General features: G+C 70.7%; 21 protein-coding genes. 7 read left to right on the top strand and 14 right to left on the bottom strand.

The features are described 5' to 3' along the window. Positions 1-106 precede the first annotated feature (106 nt). From ABDZ81_RS02490 to ABDZ81_RS02480, 3 genes are all read left to right on the top strand, one after another. A complete protein-coding gene (locus ABDZ81_RS02490) occupies positions 107-739 on the top strand; it encodes a rubrerythrin family protein (protein ID WP_343772259.1) in 633 nt (210 codons plus the stop codon). A gap of 86 nt (positions 740-825) precedes the next feature. Then, a complete protein-coding gene (locus ABDZ81_RS02485; protein WP_343772257.1) occupies positions 826-1,317 on the top strand; it encodes a YbhB/YbcL family Raf kinase inhibitor-like protein in 492 nt (163 codons plus the stop codon). Between the two features lie 67 nt (positions 1,318-1,384). Further along, complete coding sequence (locus tag ABDZ81_RS02480) at positions 1,385-1,612, top strand: hypothetical protein (RefSeq protein WP_343772256.1); 228 nt, start codon at positions 1,385-1,387, stop codon at positions 1,610-1,612. A 377-nt stretch (positions 1,613-1,989) separates the two neighbouring features. Here ABDZ81_RS02480 and ABDZ81_RS02475 read toward each other — a convergent pair whose 3' ends face one another. Together ABDZ81_RS02475 and ABDZ81_RS02470 are read right to left on the bottom strand one after the other, a co-directional pair. Continuing rightward, complete coding sequence (locus ABDZ81_RS02475) at positions 1,990-2,235, bottom strand: hypothetical protein (RefSeq protein WP_343772255.1); 246 nt, start codon at positions 2,233-2,235, stop codon at positions 1,990-1,992. Between the two features lie 145 nt (positions 2,236-2,380). Continuing rightward, a complete protein-coding gene (locus ABDZ81_RS02470) occupies positions 2,381-3,619 on the bottom strand; it encodes a mandelate racemase/muconate lactonizing enzyme family protein (RefSeq protein WP_343772254.1) in 1,239 nt (412 codons plus the stop codon). Positions 3,620-3,756: 137 nt separating this feature from the next. On the opposite strand from ABDZ81_RS02470, the gene ABDZ81_RS02465 reads away from it, so the two are divergent. Next, positions 3,757-4,368 carry a translation initiation factor IF-2 subunit beta gene (locus ABDZ81_RS02465; RefSeq protein WP_343772253.1) on the top strand — a complete coding sequence of 204 codons (612 nt, stop codon included), beginning with the start codon at positions 3,757-3,759 and terminating at the stop codon, positions 4,366-4,368. A 45-nt stretch (positions 4,369-4,413) separates the two neighbouring features. Here the strand turns inward: ABDZ81_RS02465 and ABDZ81_RS02460 are convergent, their stop codons facing one another. From ABDZ81_RS02460 to ABDZ81_RS02415, 10 genes are all read right to left on the bottom strand, one after another. After that, entirely contained in the window at positions 4,414-4,803 is a 390-nt protein-coding gene (locus ABDZ81_RS02460; RefSeq protein WP_343772252.1) for a DUF7344 domain-containing protein, read from the bottom strand. A 265-nt stretch (positions 4,804-5,068) separates the two neighbouring features. Continuing rightward, positions 5,069-6,670, bottom strand: a complete 1,602-nt coding sequence (locus tag ABDZ81_RS02455) for a cobyric acid synthase (RefSeq protein ID WP_343772251.1) — start codon at positions 6,668-6,670, stop codon at positions 5,069-5,071. 1 nt (position 6,671) lies between these two features. Beyond that, a complete protein-coding gene (locus tag ABDZ81_RS02450; RefSeq protein WP_343772250.1) occupies positions 6,672-7,394 on the bottom strand; it encodes a cob(I)yrinic acid a,c-diamide adenosyltransferase in 723 nt (240 codons plus the stop codon). Next, complete coding sequence (locus ABDZ81_RS02445) at positions 7,387-8,265, bottom strand: adenosylcobinamide amidohydrolase (RefSeq protein WP_343772249.1); 879 nt, start codon at positions 8,263-8,265, stop codon at positions 7,387-7,389. The genes ABDZ81_RS02450 and ABDZ81_RS02445 overlap by 8 nt, the downstream gene beginning before the upstream one ends. After that, complete coding sequence (gene cobD / locus ABDZ81_RS02440) at positions 8,258-9,268, bottom strand: threonine-phosphate decarboxylase CobD (protein WP_343772247.1); 1,011 nt, start codon at positions 9,266-9,268, stop codon at positions 8,258-8,260. The genes ABDZ81_RS02445 and cobD overlap by 8 nt, the downstream gene beginning before the upstream one ends. Further along, the gene (gene cobT / locus ABDZ81_RS02435) at positions 9,258-10,286 is read right to left on the bottom strand and encodes a nicotinate mononucleotide-dependent phosphoribosyltransferase CobT (RefSeq protein WP_343772246.1); all 1,029 of its coding nucleotides are present in this window, start codon (positions 10,284-10,286) and stop codon (positions 9,258-9,260) included. Before cobT ends, cobD begins: the two co-directional genes overlap by 11 nt. Next, complete coding sequence (locus tag ABDZ81_RS02430) at positions 10,283-10,942, bottom strand: NTP transferase domain-containing protein (protein ID WP_343772245.1); 660 nt, start codon at positions 10,940-10,942, stop codon at positions 10,283-10,285. The genes cobT and ABDZ81_RS02430 overlap by 4 nt, the downstream gene beginning before the upstream one ends. Further along, positions 10,927-11,703 carry an adenosylcobinamide-GDP ribazoletransferase gene (gene cobS, locus ABDZ81_RS02425; RefSeq protein ID WP_343772244.1) on the bottom strand — a complete coding sequence of 259 codons (777 nt, stop codon included), beginning with the start codon at positions 11,701-11,703 and terminating at the stop codon, positions 10,927-10,929. The genes ABDZ81_RS02430 and cobS overlap by 16 nt, the downstream gene beginning before the upstream one ends. Next, a complete protein-coding gene (gene cbiB, locus ABDZ81_RS02420; RefSeq protein ID WP_343773355.1) occupies positions 11,700-12,605 on the bottom strand; it encodes an adenosylcobinamide-phosphate synthase CbiB in 906 nt (301 codons plus the stop codon). The genes cobS and cbiB overlap by 4 nt, the downstream gene beginning before the upstream one ends. Next, the gene (locus ABDZ81_RS02415; protein ID WP_343772243.1) at positions 12,602-13,291 is read right to left on the bottom strand and encodes an HAD family hydrolase; all 690 of its coding nucleotides are present in this window, start codon (positions 13,289-13,291) and stop codon (positions 12,602-12,604) included. Before ABDZ81_RS02415 ends, cbiB begins: the two co-directional genes overlap by 4 nt. Before the next feature lie 115 nt (positions 13,292-13,406). Here ABDZ81_RS02415 and ABDZ81_RS02410 point away from each other — a divergent pair, with 115 nt between their 5' ends. Together ABDZ81_RS02410 and ABDZ81_RS02405 are read left to right on the top strand one after the other, a co-directional pair. Next, positions 13,407-14,180, top strand: a complete 774-nt coding sequence (locus tag ABDZ81_RS02410; protein ID WP_343772241.1) for a nucleotide-binding protein — start codon at positions 13,407-13,409, stop codon at positions 14,178-14,180. After that, positions 14,177-14,761 carry a DUF8054 family protein gene (locus ABDZ81_RS02405; protein ID WP_343772239.1) on the top strand — a complete coding sequence of 195 codons (585 nt, stop codon included), beginning with the start codon at positions 14,177-14,179 and terminating at the stop codon, positions 14,759-14,761. Before ABDZ81_RS02410 ends, ABDZ81_RS02405 begins: the two co-directional genes overlap by 4 nt. A gap of 2 nt (positions 14,762-14,763) precedes the next feature. On the opposite strand, the gene ABDZ81_RS02400 is transcribed toward ABDZ81_RS02405, so the two are convergent. Beyond that, the gene (locus ABDZ81_RS02400; RefSeq protein WP_343772238.1) at positions 14,764-15,435 is read right to left on the bottom strand and encodes a helix-turn-helix domain-containing protein; all 672 of its coding nucleotides are present in this window, start codon (positions 15,433-15,435) and stop codon (positions 14,764-14,766) included. Between the two features lie 332 nt (positions 15,436-15,767). On the opposite strand from ABDZ81_RS02400, the gene ABDZ81_RS02395 reads away from it, so the two are divergent. Then, positions 15,768-16,190 carry a metal-dependent transcriptional regulator gene (locus ABDZ81_RS02395; protein ID WP_343772237.1) on the top strand — a complete coding sequence of 141 codons (423 nt, stop codon included), beginning with the start codon at positions 15,768-15,770 and terminating at the stop codon, positions 16,188-16,190. 31 nt (positions 16,191-16,221) lie between these two features. Here the strand turns inward: ABDZ81_RS02395 and dpsA are convergent, their stop codons facing one another. Beyond that, positions 16,222-16,767, bottom strand: coding sequence for a DNA starvation/stationary phase protection protein DpsA (dpsA, locus tag ABDZ81_RS02390; protein WP_343773354.1), 546 nt, complete (start codon positions 16,765-16,767; stop codon positions 16,222-16,224). Between the last annotated feature and the right edge of the window lie 120 nt (positions 16,768-16,887).

Below are 16,887 nucleotides of genomic sequence, written 5' to 3'. Positions count from 1 at the left end.
CGTTCGGACGCCCCGCCGTCTCGCGCGTCCCGACGCCTCTGCACGGTGCCTCGTCGTCGCCCCGCGCGCACCAACCTTCAACTCCCACGCGCCCGACAGTACCGCCATGGACGCAGCCGAGTTCCGCGAGTCAGTCGAGACCGAGAAGGCCAGCCAGCTCGACCGGCTCGGCTCCTCGAAACTTCTGATCGCGCTGACCGACGGGGACCTCGACGAGCGGTCGGTGCTCGAATCGGCCGCCGACAGCGAGCACGCCGCCCGCGGGACGTTCTCCGGGTGGGCCGACGACGAGTCGAACGACGCCGCTCGCGAGGCGTTCGCCGACGCCGCCGACCAGGAGCGGCGCCACCTCGATCTCGTCGCCGCCGAGATCGACGGCGAGTACGAGCCGGCCGACGGCGGGCCGATGCACTCCTATCTCCGCGGGCGCGAGGCGACGATCGAGCGCGTCGCCGCGGGGATGGTCGGACGGTCGCTCGTCAGCGTTCGCGCGCACACGCAGGTGATCAGCTTCTTCGTCAACGAGGCCGACGAGGCTCGCGCCGACCTGTTCCGCGAGTTAAAATCCGACACGCGGGGGACGCTCGACGCCGGACTGGAACTGCTCGACGAGCTGTGCGACGACGCCGAGGACTGGGAGCGCGCCGAGATGGTCGCCGGCTACGTGATTCAGGTGGCCTACGACGACTACGTCGACGCGCTGGGCGAGCTCGGCGTCGAGCCGAAGTCGCTGTGCTGAGGCGGCCGACGGGCGCCCGCCGTGCGCGGGGATGTCGGGGCGGGGCTTTTCATCGGACGAACGCGACGTTCGAATCGAGAGAGACTATGTCTGACACGCCGGCACACGGCGACGCCGAACCGACGGGCGAGCTGACGCTGACCAGCCCGGCGTTCGACGACGGCGAGCGCATCCCGGAGCAGTACGGACGCGACGGCGGGGACGTCAATCCGCCGCTGTCGATCGCGGGCGTCCCCGCGGACGCCGCCTCGCTCGCGCTGGTCGTCGACGATCCGGACGCCAGAGATCCCGCGGGCAAGGTGTGGGTCCACTGGCTCGTCTGGAACATCGATCCGGCTCGCGAGGAGATCCCCGAGGGCTGGGACGCCGAAGGGGCCGACGAGGGGACCAACGATTTCGGCGAGGTCGGCTACGGCGGCCCGTCGCCGCCGGACCGCGAGCACACCTACCGGTTCAAGCTGTACGCGCTCGACGAGGAGCTCGGGGTGACCCGGGGCGCCACGAAAGGCGAACTCGGCGCGGCGATGGAGGACTCGGTGCTCGCGCAGGCGCAACTGACGGGCACCTTCGCCCCCTGATCGGGGCTAAAGGATTGGGGCCACGCCCCAAGTGCGCGCGCCGACGAGTGCTAGTGGGGGACACACTATGGCCGAAGACGACCAAGACAGAGCGCGAGAACAGAAGGCCGAGTACGACAAAGAAGCCGAACAGGAACTCGAGCGGATCGACGAGGACGAAAGCGAGTCAGAGGGCGCGGCACCCGAGGAGCAACAGGAGATGCCCAACGAGCAACAAGAGGAGGAGTGGGAGAAAGGCGAAGAGGAGCCGCCGGAAGACGTCAAGGAAGCGATGGAGGAGGCGAGCGAGGAGTAGCGTCGAGAGCGGATCGAACCTGCGAGCGGAAAGCGCTCGCCCGGTCGCCAGCGAGGGAGTAGCGACCGGGCGACGGCTGCCGCGAGAAGATGCGACGCCGACCGCGGGGGCGGCCGGCGCCGTCATGAGAGAACGCGAGGGCCGCAGGGACTGCGGAGAGAGGGTTCGCGGGCGAACGGCGGACGCGAACCGGCGCGGCGCTGCTGGCGCCGTGGAGGAGGCCGGTCGCGTCGGCGTCCTGAACATGCCCGCGGGATCGACGCTGCGCGCGTCGTCCGGTCGTAGCCGGTCGCCCCGACCTAATAGTCCTATCTGCGGGTTCGATACGTTTGGTTGCGGCGCCGCGCTTTCGGCGTCGAGTGCGGACGTAGACGGGTCTAGCTGCGCGTGTGGCGATTGACCGTCAGCGCGTCGTAGAGCGTGTAGACGCCCGCCGGAACCGCCAGCGCCCACCCGACGTACGACAGCGGGGCGGACTGGAAGAGCGCGAGGTACATCCCGCCCAGAAGCGCGACGCTTGCGAGCAATCGCGCGAGGATCCGTCCGAGCGTCAGGTCGTGGTAGAAGTACTCGACGAATGGGTCGACGAAGACGCTCGTCAGGAGGTCGAACAGGAGCGACATACCTGTGGCTGTTCAGTCAGACGACAAAAAATTTCTGACGCGAAACGTCGCGTCGAACGAATCGAAGATTCGCCAACTCGATCCGGCGTACGCCGGACGGAACACCGACAGACTCACTACGCTGGTCTATCGGGATCGACGAGGCTCAGGCCTCGTCAAACAGCGTCTCGCCCTCGACCATGTGCTCCTCGACGGCGTCCATGTCGAGCGTCAGGCCGAGGCCGGGCTCCTCGGGGATCTCGATGTAGCCGTCCTCGATGACGTCCTCTTCGACCAGGTCCTCCCACCAGCCGAGCTCGTAGGAGTGGTACTCGACGGCCAGCGAGTTCGGGATCGAGGCGCCGACGTGGGCGCTGGCCATCGTCGCGATCGGCGAGGAGACGTTGTGCATCGCGACGGGCACGTAGTACTGGTTGGCGACGTCGGCGATCTTGCGCGTCTCGCGCATGCCGCCGACCTTGGGCATGTCCGGTGCGACGATGTCGACGGCCTGGTTCTCGATCAGGCGTCGCTCCTCGGTGACGCGGTAGCGGTTCTCGCCGACGCAGATCGGCGTCGTCGTGGACTTGGTGACCTCCTCCTGAACCTCGAGGTTCTCCGGCGGGACGGGGTCCTCGAGCCACCAGACGTCGTATTCCTCGAACGCGTCGGCCATGCGCTTGGCCGAGCCGCCCGAGAACGTCCAGTGGCAGTCGAAGGCGACGTCGGCCTCGTCCTTGACCTCCTCGGTGACCTGCTTGACGATCTCTTCCTTGTGGCGGATCTCGCCGGGACGGAGGTGGCGGTTCGCGCGGTCCTTCTCCAGGCCGGAGGGGACGTCGAGGTCGAACTTCAGGGCGTCGTAGCCCAGTTCGTCGACGACGCGACGCGCTTCCTCGGCGCAGGCCTCGGGGTCGGCCTCCTCCTCGGTGTGGCAGTCGCAGTAGACGCGCATCTCGTCGCGGTACTTGCCGCCCAGCAGCTGGTAGGCCGGCACCTCGAGGATCTTGCCGGCCAGATCGTGCAGCGCGACCTCGATCCCCGCGATGGCGGAGATCGTGACGCCCTCGACCGATCCCTCGCCGGACATCTTCTGGACGAGGTGCTCGTAGAGGCGATCGATGTCCAGCGGGTTCTCGCCGATGACGAACGGCTTCATCCGCTCGATCAGCTCGGGGACGCCGGCGCCCCAGTAGGCCTCGCCGGTGCCGACGACGCCCGCGTCGGTGTAGATCCGGACGAGCGTCCACGGGAAGTTCCCGTCGACCATCGTCGTCTGGACGTCGGTGATCTCGACGTCGCGGCCGCCGCCGCGCTCGTTGGTGACGCCCATCGTTTCCGAGGAAAGCTCCCGCATCGTGTACTCCGCGTTCGGATCGTGGAGATCCGCGTAGTTGACACCCATACACCCCCTTCTTTCAGCACGTAGTAAAAGTTTGAGATATCGTTTCGCGAGGGCGGCGATTCCGCCATCGTGGTATCCTGTGGCGTGGTACCGACCGTTCCGAACGCGCTTTAGGTGCGGGCCGCTTGAATTAGCCCATGGACTACGAAGCTAACCTACAGAGAGCGATCGACGATATGCCGGAGATCGAGGGGAGCGACGAGCGCCTCTCGCTGCCGGACGCCGCCGCCCAGAAGGACGGCGCGTTCACCCGATTTACGAACCTCTCGGAGATCGCCGACCAGCTCTCGCGGGACCCCGAGCACATCCACCGGTTCGTCCAGCGGGAACTCGGGACGAGCGGCACGTTCGAGGAGGGCCGCGGTCGGTACAACGGCGACTTCACGAACGGCGAACTGGACGCCGCGATCTCGAAGTACGTCGACGAGTACGTCCTCTGTACGGAGTGCGGACTGCCGGACACGCGGATCGTCACCGAGAACCGGACCCAGATGCTGCGCTGTGACGCCTGCGGCGCGTTCCGTCCCGTTCAGAAGCGCAGCCAGGCGACCCAACAGCAGAGCGCCGAGGCCGTCGAGGAGGGCAAGACCTACGAGGTCAAGATCACCGGCACCGGCCGCAAGGGCGACGGCGTCGCCGAGAAGGGCAAGTACACGATCTTCGTCCCCGGCGCCAACGAGGGCGACGTGGTCCAGATCTACATCGAGAACATCAGCGGCACGCTGGCGTTCGCCCGCATCGCCAACTGAGCGCGGCGCCCCGGTTCGACCGCTCTTTTCGGTTCGACGCCGATCTCACTCCGGCGACGCGACCGCCGCCAGTCGATCGCCGCGCTCGACGCGATGGTTGTCGTCGCCGTACGCGAGCAGGTCGGCGTCGACCAGCCGCGGGATATCGGCGTGATGCAGCGCCAGCTTGACGCTGTTGGAGCTCGGGCGGTCCGGAGACTCGCACTCCGCGACGTGCTCCGCGAGGTCGTCCAGCGTCGCGTCGCCGCGTTCGTCGACGTACGCCGCGACGTGACGCCGCCGCGGCGACGCCAGCGCGCCGAACAGCTCGTCGATCCCCGCGTCGGTCGGCTCGGCGTCCTGCAGGCGAGCCAGCAGGTCGCGCTGTTGCTCGCTGTCGGTCGCGGATTCGTCGGCCGATTCGGGGACGCCGCCGGTGGAGCGTATGTCGGTCATCTGCTGTTCGTAGAGTAGCCCGAAGCAGCCATCACATCTGTTCCAAAATCTTTAGGCGGACGTCGCCTCGCCTGCAGAGTTCTGCCGTCGGCGCACCGCGACTGAAGCCGAGAGCGATCGCTGTCGCGTTCGGAGCGTCGGAAAGTCACGGCGAGCGGGGAGGGCACTCGCCGATCAGATGGGGAAACTGGCGAACCACGGAGCGTGGCCGTCGGCGGTCGCAGCCGCGTCGCACGACCACACGCTTGGATGCGTGCGGGTCCTCCTAAAACTTCCGGCCTTCGGCGTCAGTTGCATCCACTCCGTCGATCGAACCAACGAGCGCCGACACGTCGACGTGCTCGTCGATCAGCGCAGCGGCGCTCGCGTACGGATCTGACGCGTCCGCCTCGAAACAGTCCTCGTTCGGTCGCGGGGACCGTCCGGCCGCCGCGAACGCCGACTCGACGAACGCCTCACGAGCGATCCGGTTCTCGAAGAGGCCGTGGAGGTACGTGCCGAGCGCGTCGCCGTCCGCGGCGCCGCGGCCCTCGAACGGCCGGTCGACGGCGCCGACCGGCGTCGTCTCCCCGGCGTGGATCTCGTAGCCAGCCACCGGCCCGGTCGCGCCCGCAAGCGGGCCGATGCCGTGCAGCTCCCGCTCGACCGGTTCGACGCGTTTCTCGGTCGAGAACTCGGTTTCGACGGGCAGCAGCCCGACGCCGTCGACGACCGATCGGTCGCCGACCCCCTCCAGATCGGCGCCGACGATCCGTTCGCCGAGCAGCTGGTAGCCGCCACAGAGCCCGACGATCGGTCCGTCGAACGCCCGAAGTTCGGCGTCCAGCCCGGCGTCGCGGAGCGCGAGTAGGTCGTCGACGGTGTTCTTGGTGCCGGGAACGACCACCGCGTCGGCGTCCCCCAGATCGGCGTCGATCGGCCGGTACGACACGCGGACGCCCGGAACGCGTTCGAGCGGCGCAAGGTCCGTAAAGTTCGAGACGCGGGGGAGCCGCGGGACGGCGACCGTCACCGCTTCGGCGTCGTTCACGTCGTCGTTCACCCCGCCTCGCACCGCTCGCTCGTTCTCGTCGGGCAGCGAGACGCTGTCCTCCTCGGGCAGGCCGGGATCGTCGTGGGGCAGAACGCCGAACACCGGCACGCCGGTCCGCTCCTCGAACGCCGCGACGCCCGGCTCGACGATCGAGCGGTCGCCGCGGAACTTCGTGATGACGGCGCCGACGACGCGCTCGCGCAGGTCCTCGGGCAGCAGTTCGAGGGTGCCGACGAGGCTGGCGAACGCGCCCCCGCGGTCGATGTCCGCGACCAGCAGGACGGCCGCGTCGGCGAACCGGGCCGTCTCGACGTTCGCCAGATCCCGGTCGTGGAGATTTATCTCGCCCATCCCGCCGGCGCCCTCCGCGATCACGAGGTCGGCGTCCGCGGCCAGCCGGCGGTGGGCGGCTTTGGCGGCCGCCCGGGCGTCCGACCAGTGCTCGTCGTAGTAGCGTCCGGCTTCGAAGTGGCCGACCGCCTCGCCGTCGACGACGAGCTGGCTCTCGCCCTCGCCGCGGGGTTTCAGCAGGACGGGGTTGCAGTCGGTCGAGGCCGGTCGGCGGGCCGCGCGGGATTGGACGTACTGGGAGACGCCGATCTCGCCGAAGGCACCCGACTGCGCGCTGTCGTTGGCCGCCCCCTCGGCCTTCGGCACGGCGCGGGCGTTGTTGCTCATGTTCTGGCCCTTGAACGGCGCGACGTCGAGACCCTGGTTCGCGAAGTATCGGCAAAGCCCGGCCGCGACGGTGCTCTTGCCGACGTGGCTCGCGGTGCCGCCGACCAGCAGCGTGGGCGCGTCCGGGGACGATTCGGAGTTCGACGCCGGCGCCATGTCAGAACTCGGTCCCCTTTCTGGCTGATTGGCCCGCGTCGATCGGATGCTTGTGCTTGCGCACTTCGGTCACGAGATCCGCCGCATCGAGCAGGTACGACGGCTCCTCGTGGCTCCCGGTCAGCACGAGTTCGAGGTCGTCGGGCTTGTCCTCGATCAGTTCGAGCACGTCGTCGGGGGCGACCAGCCCGCGGTCGGCGGCGTACAGCACCTCGTCGAGGATCAGCATGTGGAGGCGATCGTAGTCGTCGCCAGTAGCACCCTCTCCGTCGCCGGCGTCGAGCCCCTCCCCGGCGATCAGCTCGCGGGCGCGCTCCAACCCCGCTTCGGCCTCGGCTTCGTGGTCCTCGTCGTCGCTCGCGGCGCCGAAGCCGTGCCAGCCGTAGTGACCGGCGTTCTCGTAGGTGAACCCGGGGACGTGCTCGATGGCGTTGTACTCGCCGCGGACGTCCTCGACGGTGTTCGTCCCGCCCTTCATGAACTGGAGCATGTGGACGCGGTAGCCGTGGCCGGCCGCCCGCATTCCCATGCCCATCGCGGCGGTCGTCTTTCCTTTGCCGTCGCCCCACCAGGCCTGCACCAGCCCGAACTCCTCGGGCTCGCCGGGTTCGATGGGTTCGGCCGACAGGGATCGACCCTGGGGGCCGTCGGATCTGTTCGCGGCGTCTCGATCGTCCGTCTGTTCGTCTCTGCGCTCGTCGTCGGTGGTCTGATCGTCACTCATGGGTATCGAAAGTTCGGTCGGTCGTCGCGCTCGGCTCGCTCGACGCCGCTGCCGCCGGCTCGAACACCTCGGCCGAACGGGTCGTCGCGACGCCGTACTCGGCGTCGGCGACGCTCGCCGGGAGCTCGCGATCGGCGTAACGCGAGCGCAGGCTCGCGAGTACGGCGTCGCGAACGCAGGCCCGCGCCGCGGCGCCGATCGGCGTCCCACTGCCCGAGAAGCGGGCGACGCCGTCCTCGCCGTCCAGGTCACCGTCGGGCTCCGCAACTGCCGGACAGCCGACGATCACGGCGTCGGTCGTCGTCCCCGGGAACCCGGTCGTGCGCACCAGCGCGGCGGCTTTCGCCTCGGCGACCACGGCGACGAGGTTCGCGAGCGCGCCCTCGGTCAGCGTCCGGTCGGCGTACACCAGGACGTTGACCGTCCCCGGCTCGTACTCGTCCGGAGAGCGGTCGCTCGCTCGGCTCGACGCCGCGTCGGCATCTTCCCGCTCGTCCGGAAACAGCGCGGCCGGATTCGAGATCCCGGCGGTGGCGACCGCGGTCACGGCCGACGAGTCCTCGGCTTCGGAGTCGGCGTCGAGGCGCGCCGCCCGGGCGTGCTCCATCGCGACGCCGGTGAGTAGCGCGGGGCCGTCGGCGTCGAAACCGGACGCGGACAGCCGCTCGGCGACGTAGGCGTCGAGGTCGGTCCGCGTCCAGCCCTCGGGCACCGAGACGTTGTACGCGGCGTCGGCGTCCCGTCGGCCGCCGCGCCAGCCCGTCGAGAGCCACGTCGCGCCGGGCGCCCGAAGCCGGAGGACGCCGTCGCGCACGTCGATCTCCGGTGTCGGCGCAGCATCCCGATCGGAGGTCGACCCGTCCTCAGCCATCCGCGAGCACCTCCAGCAGCCGATCGTTGGCGTCCCGGTCTTTGACGGCCACTCGAACGTGAGAATCCAGCCCGCGGAACGTCCGGGCGTCCCTGAGCGCGACGCCCTCCTCGCGAGCGCGATCGAGTACGGCGTCCACGTTCCGGTCTCCGCAGTCCAGCAGCAGGAACGGCGCGTCGGAGGCGTGGAGGTCGAACTCGCCCGCCAGCTCCTCGCGCAGCCGCTCGCGTTCGGCGGCGACGCGCTCGCGCGTCTCGGCGACGAACCCCCCGTCGCGCAGGCAGTGCGCGCCGACCGCGGCGGCGGGCGTCCCTAGGTTCCAGGCCCGGCGCGCCGTCGCGAGGTCGTCGCGGCGCTCGCCGGTCGCCACCGCGAACCCCGCGCGGAGTCCGGGCAGGCCGAACAGCTTGGTCAGCGACCGGGCGACGATCGCGCCCTCGCGGCCGGCCAGCGAGGGCCGGTCGGTGAACCCCAGAAACGCCTCGTCGACCAGCAGCGGCGTCCCGGCGGCCGCGCAGTCGTCGGCGAACGCGCGGAGGGCGTCGGGATCGTACGCGTCGCCCGTCGGGTTGTTGGGGGTGCAGGCGATCGCGAGATCGTACTCCGCGGGGTCGGCGCCGAGCAGCCGGTCGTGGGCGACGAACTCCGGCTCGGCGCCCTGCAGGCGTACTTCGCGAGCGTACTCGGCGAAACTCGGCGCCGGGACGAGCGCCTGGTCGCCCGCTTCCAGCGACACCTCGATCGCGAGCCGGATCGCCGCCAGCCCGCCGGGCGTCGGGACGATCTGTTCGGGGTCGCAACCGGCGTACTCGGCTGCGGCGGCGCGAAAGTCGGGGTACTCGTCGTCGGGGTACCGGCGCGAGCGCTCCAGGGCGTCGCGGTAGACCGCATCGACGCCGTCGGGCATCCGGGTGTTGACGTTCGCGCTGAAATCGAGCACGTCCGGGTCCGGCTCGCCGCCGTGGTGGACGCGCTCGCCGCGTCGGACGGCGTCAGGCTCCATCGCTCGCGCCTCCGGTCGGCGAGGAGATATCATCTACGTCCAGCCGGTCGTACACCGCCTCGATCCGGTCGCGCACCGCCGCCATCGACGCGTCGGACCGATCCGCCAGCGCGAGCGCGCCGCCCGTTCCGACGCCCTCCTTCGCCTCGCCGGCGACGTACCGGGCCATCGCGACGTGGTCCGACCGGTCGAAGCCGGGATCGGTGATCGTCAGGTCGAGGTCGAACTCCCGGGCCGCGGCGTCCAGATCGACGTTCGGGTCGTCGGCGACGAACGACGTCGTCGCGAGCGAGAGCGGCACCTCGACCCCGGCGTGGCGCACCAGCGCGGCGGCGGCGACGAGCTGGGTGCCGCCGGCCAGCGTGACCGCGGTGCCCGACGCCGCGGCGCCGATCGCCAGTCCCGCGACGGTCGCCAGCATCGGGTCGCCGACGCGCCGGATCGCCTCCACCGGATCGCCAGCGAGGTCGCCCGGCTCGACGCCGCTCTCGGCCAGCGCGTCGTCGACGACCCGGCGCTTGAGATCGGTCGGGTTCTCGGGCAGCGACGACGAGACGCCGACGTCCTCGCCGAGCGCCCGTAGCGTCGCCAGCGCGGTCGTCGTGCCGCCGGGGATCGTCTCGCCGACCAGCAGCTCGTCGTCGGGGAGCGCGCCCCCGAACTCGCGGGCCGCGTCGACGGTCTCGCCCGCGTCGGGCACCGCGACGGGGTCGCGGACGTCCCGACCGGGTCGGGCGTCGACGTCGACGGTCGGCGCGCCGGTCTCGGCGGCGAGTCCGGCGTCGATCACGGTGAACTCGAAGCCGACCGCCTCGCGGACCGCTCTGGTGATCACGGCCGGCGTCGGGCAGCCGGTCGGGCTCACGGGCACGAGATCGGCGGTGATCGGCCGCCCGTACTCGACGATCTCGGCGTCGATCGCGGGCGTGTGAGCCATCAGCTCTCGCGTCGCGCCCGCCGCGCTGATCCCCTCGATCCCGGCCGTGCGGGTCGACCCCGCGGCGAGGACGAGCCTCACAGCAGCGCCTCCGCGATCTCGGCGTCTCGCTTCCGGTTCACGTTCACCGCCAGCCGCGCGTCGTAGCTCAGGTACATGATGTCGGTACAGGTCGTCTCGTCGTCGGTCGCGACGTTGAGGCCCGTCGGGGCGAACTCGGCGGGGCGCCGGTCTTCGACGTCGTCGGGCGCGCCGGCGGGCCGCACGCCCGCTATTTCGGCGTCCAGCTCGGCCGGGTCGAACGTCGCGTCGACGCCGACGCCGAGCCGGCGCTTGAGTTCCGCCGGGACGCAGACCGTCAGCGCGCCGCGGTCGTGGGCCGCCAGCGCGGCGTCGACGAGGTCGGCGCCGAGCAGCGGTAGGTCGGCGGCGACGGTGAGCGCCGGTGCGCCGACCGTATCGAGCGCGCTCGCGAGGTCCGCGACGTACCCCTCGCCGGGCGTCTCGATCACGTTGACTCGCCCGGCGAGGTGCTCGCGCGTCGCCGGCGTCGCGGGCGAGACGGCGGCGTGAACCGCCCCGACCCCGCTGTCGTCGAGCGCGGCCAGCACTCGATCGATCATCGGCGCTCCAGCGACCTCGAACAGCGGCTTCTCGATCCGGCCGTCCGGCGTCGCTCGATCGACCGACGCCGCGAGGCGACGGCCCTCGCCGCCGCACATCACGAGGGCGTCCACAGAATCACCTCCGGGAGGAGCGACCACGCGAGCAGGCCGCCGTACAGCCCCCCCAGCCGCCCGAGTTCGTTCGTCGCGCCGAAGGCGTCGCCGCCGACGCCCCCGAGCGCGCGGGTCGACCAGTGCAGGACGGCGGCGGTCGCGACGAGCGCCCCGGCGAGCGCTCCCGTCGCGGCCGCGTTCGGCCACGTCAGCGCGACGGCGGGCGCGGCGAGCAGTGCGGGAACGACGAGCGAGCCGGCGCCGTTGGTCGCCGTGAACTGCGATCCGAGTCCGTCGTGGGGCGCCGCGCCGAGACAGGCCAGCGCGGCCATCCCGAGCTTCGCGCCGACTTCCGCGGCGACGACGATCCCGACGGCGATCGGCCAGGGCAGGCCGGCGAGCGCCAGCGCCGCCAGCGCGAGGCCGGCGACGACCAGCGCGACCGCGAGGACGGCGCCGACGCCGACGGTCGTGTCCTTCAGGACCTCGCGGCGGCGCTCGGGGTCGCCGTGGACGACCGCGGCGTCGCCCAGGTCCGCGACGCCGTCGACGTGGTTGATCCCCGTCACGCCGTAGATCGTCGCGAGGTAGAGGAAGGCCTGCGCGGGGTCCGGAGCGGGAACCAGCAGCGCGGCCGCGGCGACGCCGCCGACGAGGTAGCCGACGGGGAGAAACGCCGCCGGCGTCGCGGCGAAGGCGTCCCACGCGTCGGCGTCGCGACCGGCCGGCAGCCGAGTCAGGAAACCGATCGCCCCCGACAGCGCCGCGAGCGCGCTCACGCCCACACGAGCACCTCCCAGAGGATCGCGACGCCGTAGGCCGCCAGCCCCGCCGACCCGACCAGCGAGATCGCGCGCTCGGCGTCGTCGACCGTCGGCAGCGACGCGACGCCGTTGAGCGTGTAGCTGCCGGGCTTCTCTAACTTGATCTGTAGCGCGCTGGCGACGGTGCCCATCGGCCACCCGGAGTTCGGCGAGGGCGGCGCGTCGGCCCACCGGCGCGCGGCCAGCATCGGGTCCGGCGATCGGGCCACGATCGTCAGCAGCAGCGCGCTCGCCCGCGCGGGCAGCCACATCACGGCGTCGTCGAGCCGCGCCGAGAGCCAGCCGTGGGGTTTCGAGGGGTAGCCCAGCATCGAGTCGAGCGTGTTGACGGCCTTGACCCACGCCGCCGCGCCCGCGGCGAGCGCGAGCGACTCCGGCGCGAGCAGGGCGAACGCGCCCAGCGGCGCGACCAGCCCGTCCGCGAGGTTCTCGGCGGCGCTCTCCACCGCGGCGCTCCGCAGGTGGCCGGCCGAGAGGTCGCCGGCGTCCCGTCCCGCCAGCGCTGGCAGCCGCTCGCGCGCGGCCGCGACGTCGGTATCGCTCGCCGCGACGACGCCGGCGGCCTCGTCGAGCAGGAGGCGCAGGCTCGTCGTCGCAAACAGCGCCAGCCCCGCCAGGACGCCGCCCGCGACGGGGTGGACGAGCGAGCCGAGCGCCACGACGCCGCCGACCGCCAGGCCCGCCGCGAGCGGGCACAGCAGCGCGATCCAGAAGCTCACCGACCGCGGGAGCGTCCAGCCGCGATCCAGCGGCTCGACGAGTCGGCCGAACCACGCGACCGGGTGCAAGCTCGCGGGCGGCTCGCGGACGAGCCAGTCCAGCGCGGCCGCGAGCGCGATCGCGCCCGCGGCGATCAGCGACACGGCGATCCCTCCTCGGCGTCGAGCCGCTCGACTTCGGCGGTGGGGCGCTCGCTTTCGGCGTCCAGCCGCTCCGGCACCGCGGCGAGCGGGACGTCGTCGAGCAGGATCGGCGTGCCACCGTGCCGCTCGATGCCGCCGTCCGTTCGCGCGTCGTCGCCGATATGAGTGAGCGCCTCGACGCCGACGCCCAGTTCGTCCGCGATCGCCTCGAACGCTCGCCGGTCGGGTTTGCGCCACCCGCAGTCGACGCTGGCGACGACGGCGTCGAGTGCGGTCGGGTCGAGGGCGGACCGGTCGAGGGCGCGCTCGACCAGCCCCGGAACGCTGCAGTTCGAGAGCACGCCGACCGGGACGCGCTCGGCCGCCGCGTCGACCGCTGCGACCGCGCCCGAGCGCGTCTCGATCGGGCGAACGAACGCCGCCGCGACCGCCTCGCGGACGGCGTCCGCCTCGGCGCCCGCGGCGTCGACGCCGCGACTCGCCAGCGCGGCGCCGACGTGTTCCGGCAGCGCGAGCTCGGCGCCCTCCGGCGCGTCGACGTGCGGTTCGGCGTAGGCGGCCGTCCAGTCATCGGGCACCGCCACGCCGCGCTCGGCGAGTTCGCGAGCCACCGCGCGCGCCGGCGACTCCGGGGGGTCGGCGGCGACCAGCGTGCCGAACAGGTCGAACGATACTGCCACTACCGACGGATTAGTGCAATTCTACTTGAATACCGCGGTCGTCGCCGCCTCCCCGGACGTTATATTCTCCACAGTATGCGAAAATTTATGGTGCGGAGATGATACACATCCGCCAATGGTCGAGGCGTTCGCAGTCGCGAGCGGCAAGGGCGGCACGGGCAAGACCACCGCCACGCTCGCGCTCGGGATGGCGCTGGCCGAGGAGCACGACGTGACGGTCGTCGACGCGGACACCGGGATGGCGAATCTCCTGTTCCACGCCGGCCTGGCCGACGTCGAGACGACGCTGCACGATCTGCTCGTCGAGGACGCCGACGCGGCCGTCGCGGCGGCGACCTACGAGCGCCACGGGATGAAGGTCGTCCCCTGCGGAACGAGCCTCGCCGGCTTCGAGGCGGCCGACCCCGACAGGCTCCGCGAGGTCGTCGCGACGCTGGCGGCCGACGCAGACGTGCTCTTGCTGGACTCGCCGGCTGCGCTGGACTCGAAGAGCGCCGTCCTGCCGATCGTGCTCGCCGACCGGACGATCACGGTGCTCCAGCCGACGATCCCCGCGCTCAGCGACGGGCTCAAAGTTCAGGAGTACGCCCGCTCCTACGGCACCGGGTCGGCGGGCGTGCTGTTCAACCGCGTGCGCGAGCAGTCCCGGATCGACGTCATCGCCGACCGGACGCGGGAGTATTTCGACGGGGGAATCCTCGGCCGGGTTCCGGAGTCACCCGCGGCCGGCGCGGCCCGCGCGGCGGGCGAACCGCTGCTCGCGCACGCTCCCGATTCGCCCGCCGGACGTGCGTTTCGGGCGGCCGCCGACGAACTGACGGTCGACGACGGCGACTCCGGCGCGGTCGCCGATCGCTTTCGCAGCGCCGTCGTTCCTGAGCGCCCATGAAGCTACCCCGCGGGCAGCTGGTGCGCTCGCGGGTCGTGTCGAACCCGGGCACGTCGATGGCGACGATGCTCGATCGCGAACTCACCGGCTACGCGCTGCTCGAACCCCAGGAGGCCCTGCTGCTCGACGCCGACGAGCGCGGCGTGCTGACGTTCGAGGACGGCGTTCCGGTGCTGGCCTATCACACCGGGACGGATCGGGGCGGCGTCGAGGCGCTCGCCGACCTGGCGGTACCCGGGCCCTACAGCGTCGACGTGTTCGAACTCTCGGCCGCAGACGTGGATGATCTGCACGACACGCCCGACCTGACGGTTCCCCCGGGGATGCCCGCCGAGCGCGTCGCCGGCGATCCGGAACTGGCCGCCCGGACCAGAGAGCGCGCCCGATCGCTCGGGCTGGACGCCCCCGCGGGTGCGGCCGCCGACGCGTCCGGCGCGTCTCAGGAACAGGAGGACCCCGTCGCGACGTTTCTGGAAAACGGTGAGAAGATCGACGCCATCCGCGAGCAGGCCCGCGAGGAGGCCGAACAGCGCGCCCGCGAGTGGGGGCTGGCGGGGGAGCTGGCGGACGGCGCCGACTGATCTCACCGCTCGGTCGGGCCGTCGGCCGCGCCGATCACGAGCGTGTTCTCGATCAGGTTCCGGTGGCCCCGCCGCAGTCGCTCGGAGAGCGCCTGGTGGGAGATTCCGAGTTCGTCGGCCAGCGCGTTCATCGGCTCCTCGCGCGGGATGTCGTAGAACCCCCGCTCGTAGGCCGTCTCCAGGGTGTCCAGCTGTTCGGCCGTCAGCCCGTACTGCCCGCGGCGGGTGGCGTCTTCGAGCTCGTAGATGCGCTTGATATCCAGCGAGAGGCCCTGCTGGTCGCAAAAGTCGAAGGTCGCGGACAGCGACTCCCGATCGGTAAAGAGGATCCGGAGGTGCCAGCCGTCGCCGTTGCCGTACGCCGAGAGGATGGTGCCGTCCTCCTCGGTCAGCACGTGCAGGATAAACCGGATGTCCTCGACCCACTCCATCTGGTAGAGCCACTCGTCGTCGCTGTCGGCCAGCCGCGTGACGTTCTCGACCGATCCGTCGTCGGTCAGCGCGCGCTCCAGGTCGTCCTGATCGGGCGCGTGGGCCGTCAGGAACGGGATCACGTCGTCGGTGCCGTGGGCGGCGACCCGCATCACCTCGAACTCGGCGTCGGGGACCGCATCCAGCGTCTCGCGGAGGACGAACTCGTCGGTGGGGATGCAGATCTCCGCGATCGTGCTCATGCGTCCTGTACCACGAACCTGCCCATAAAGGCACGAACGGCTCGTCTCGCTGACGTTCGGCGTCGCATGCCCAGTTCGCGAGGCGGCAGTCGGGAGTTGTTTTCGCCCGAGCCGTCAGCAACGCTTCAGAAGGCGGGCCTGTCCTTTTCGCTGAGATCCGTAGCGTCTGTCTCCTCCGGGGTGTCCGAGAACCGGTGCGTTTATATTTATTTAGGCTAGCCTAAAAGACATGAGGAACGGCGGTCAGCCGCGGAGCGTACCGAGTAGCCGATCGACGCCGGAGCGGGGCGATTCGGGCCGCGGTCGAACTATAACGTAGCTACCAGACACACGTGACCGACGAAGATCGATCGACGACGGGCGCGTCGCAGTACCTGCTCGTCCTGCGGATCGCCGAGCGACGACGGTCGGGGCCGGTTCCGCCCGGCGACGTCGCCGCCGCGGTCGACAGGTCGCCGTCCGCGACGACGGAGATGCTCCAGCGTCTCGAAGAGCGAAATCTCGTCAGTTACGAACCCTACGACGGAGCGCGGCTCACGACCGAGGGGAGAGAAGCCGTCGAAGAACTGTTCGAGACGTACGTCACGCTCGCCGTGTTCTTTCGGGACGTGCTCGATCTCGACGACTTCGAGGCGGAAGCGCTGCGGGTCGCGGGAGCTATCAGTCCGGCCGTAGCGGATCGCCTCGCGTCGACGCTGCCCCTCGAGACGGCGTCGTCATCCGACGACGACCGTCCGGTGCCCTCTCCGCTGTAGGCTCGACGCGGCGCGGGATCGAACGATCCGCTCAGTTGGTCGCCGATTCGACGACGAGCGAGTCGTCCTCGAGGTAGTGCTCGATGTGGTGGGTGTGCTCCTCGATGGTTTCGAGCTGTTCGCGCAGCATCTCCCCCGTCGCGTAGTCGCCGAGGCCGTCGGCGAGTTCGATGTGCTGGCGGTAGCTCTCGACGATGTCGCCCATCATCTCGAGGTCGTTTTCGAGCGACGTCCGGACGTCGTAGACGTCCTCGTCTTCGGGTTCGACCGTCGCCCGCTCGGCGAGCGTCGTCATGCTGGCGTGCGGGACGCCGCCGAGCGCCTGGAGTCGCTCCGCCAGTTCGTCGGCGGCGTCCTCGACGTCCTCGTACACTTCCTGGAGGAACACGTGGATGTCGAGGAACTCCGCGCCTTCGACGTTCCAGTGGTGCTTGTGGAGCTGGTGGTAGAGGACGTACGCGTCGGCGAGGTCCCGGTTCAGGGCCTCGACGATCTGCTCTGCCTTTTCCTGATCCAGTCGAACGGGGTTCTCCTCTACCGTATCTGCTTCCTGCCGGACGGTCGCCTGCGTGTTCATCATACTACATCAGAGGCGTCCTACCCTCTTATAACTTATCAATACTCAAATAATTTTTCGCACGACCTAAAACCGTCGTTCGACCCGCGCCGCTCGGACGCGCTGCACCGACGTCGACGC

Origin of the sequence: Natronoarchaeum mannanilyticum, assembly GCF_039522665.1 — an archaeon.
GTDB lineage: Archaea > Halobacteriota > Halobacteria > Halobacteriales > Natronoarchaeaceae > Natronoarchaeum > Natronoarchaeum mannanilyticum.
Note: the sequence above shows the minus strand (reverse complement) of the source record. Positions and strands in the feature narration are given on the sequence as shown.

Coding starts and splice junctions, on each gene's coding strand:
- ABDZ81_RS02410 (WP_343772241.1), top strand. CDS start 13,407: ATGGTCGAGGCGTTCGCAGTCGCGAGCGGCAAGGGCGGCACGGGCAAG.
- ABDZ81_RS02465 (WP_343772253.1), top strand. CDS start 3,757: ATGGACTACGAAGCTAACCTACAGAGAGCGATCGACGATATGCCGGAG.
- ABDZ81_RS02445 (WP_343772249.1), bottom strand. CDS start 8,265: ATGGCTGAGGACGGGTCGACCTCCGATCGGGATGCTGCGCCGACACCG.
- ABDZ81_RS02400 (WP_343772238.1), bottom strand. CDS start 15,435: ATGAGCACGATCGCGGAGATCTGCATCCCCACCGACGAGTTCGTCCTC.
- ABDZ81_RS02460 (WP_343772252.1), bottom strand. CDS start 4,803: ATGACCGACATACGCTCCACCGGCGGCGTCCCCGAATCGGCCGACGAA.
- ABDZ81_RS02455 (WP_343772251.1), bottom strand. CDS start 6,670: ATGGCGCCGGCGTCGAACTCCGAATCGTCCCCGGACGCGCCCACGCTG.
- ABDZ81_RS02470 (WP_343772254.1), bottom strand. CDS start 3,619: ATGGGTGTCAACTACGCGGATCTCCACGATCCGAACGCGGAGTACACG.
- ABDZ81_RS02450 (WP_343772250.1), bottom strand. CDS start 7,394: ATGAGTGACGATCAGACCACCGACGACGAGCGCAGAGACGAACAGACG.
- ABDZ81_RS02405 (WP_343772239.1), top strand. CDS start 14,177: ATGAAGCTACCCCGCGGGCAGCTGGTGCGCTCGCGGGTCGTGTCGAAC.
- ABDZ81_RS02490 (WP_343772259.1), top strand. CDS start 107: ATGGACGCAGCCGAGTTCCGCGAGTCAGTCGAGACCGAGAAGGCCAGC.
- cobD (WP_343772247.1), bottom strand. CDS start 9,268: ATGGAGCCTGACGCCGTCCGACGCGGCGAGCGCGTCCACCACGGCGGC.
- ABDZ81_RS02485 (WP_343772257.1), top strand. CDS start 826: ATGTCTGACACGCCGGCACACGGCGACGCCGAACCGACGGGCGAGCTG.
- dpsA (WP_343773354.1), bottom strand. CDS start 16,767: ATGAACACGCAGGCGACCGTCCGGCAGGAAGCAGATACGGTAGAGGAG.
- ABDZ81_RS02475 (WP_343772255.1), bottom strand. CDS start 2,235: ATGTCGCTCCTGTTCGACCTCCTGACGAGCGTCTTCGTCGACCCATTC.
- ABDZ81_RS02480 (WP_343772256.1), top strand. CDS start 1,385: ATGGCCGAAGACGACCAAGACAGAGCGCGAGAACAGAAGGCCGAGTAC.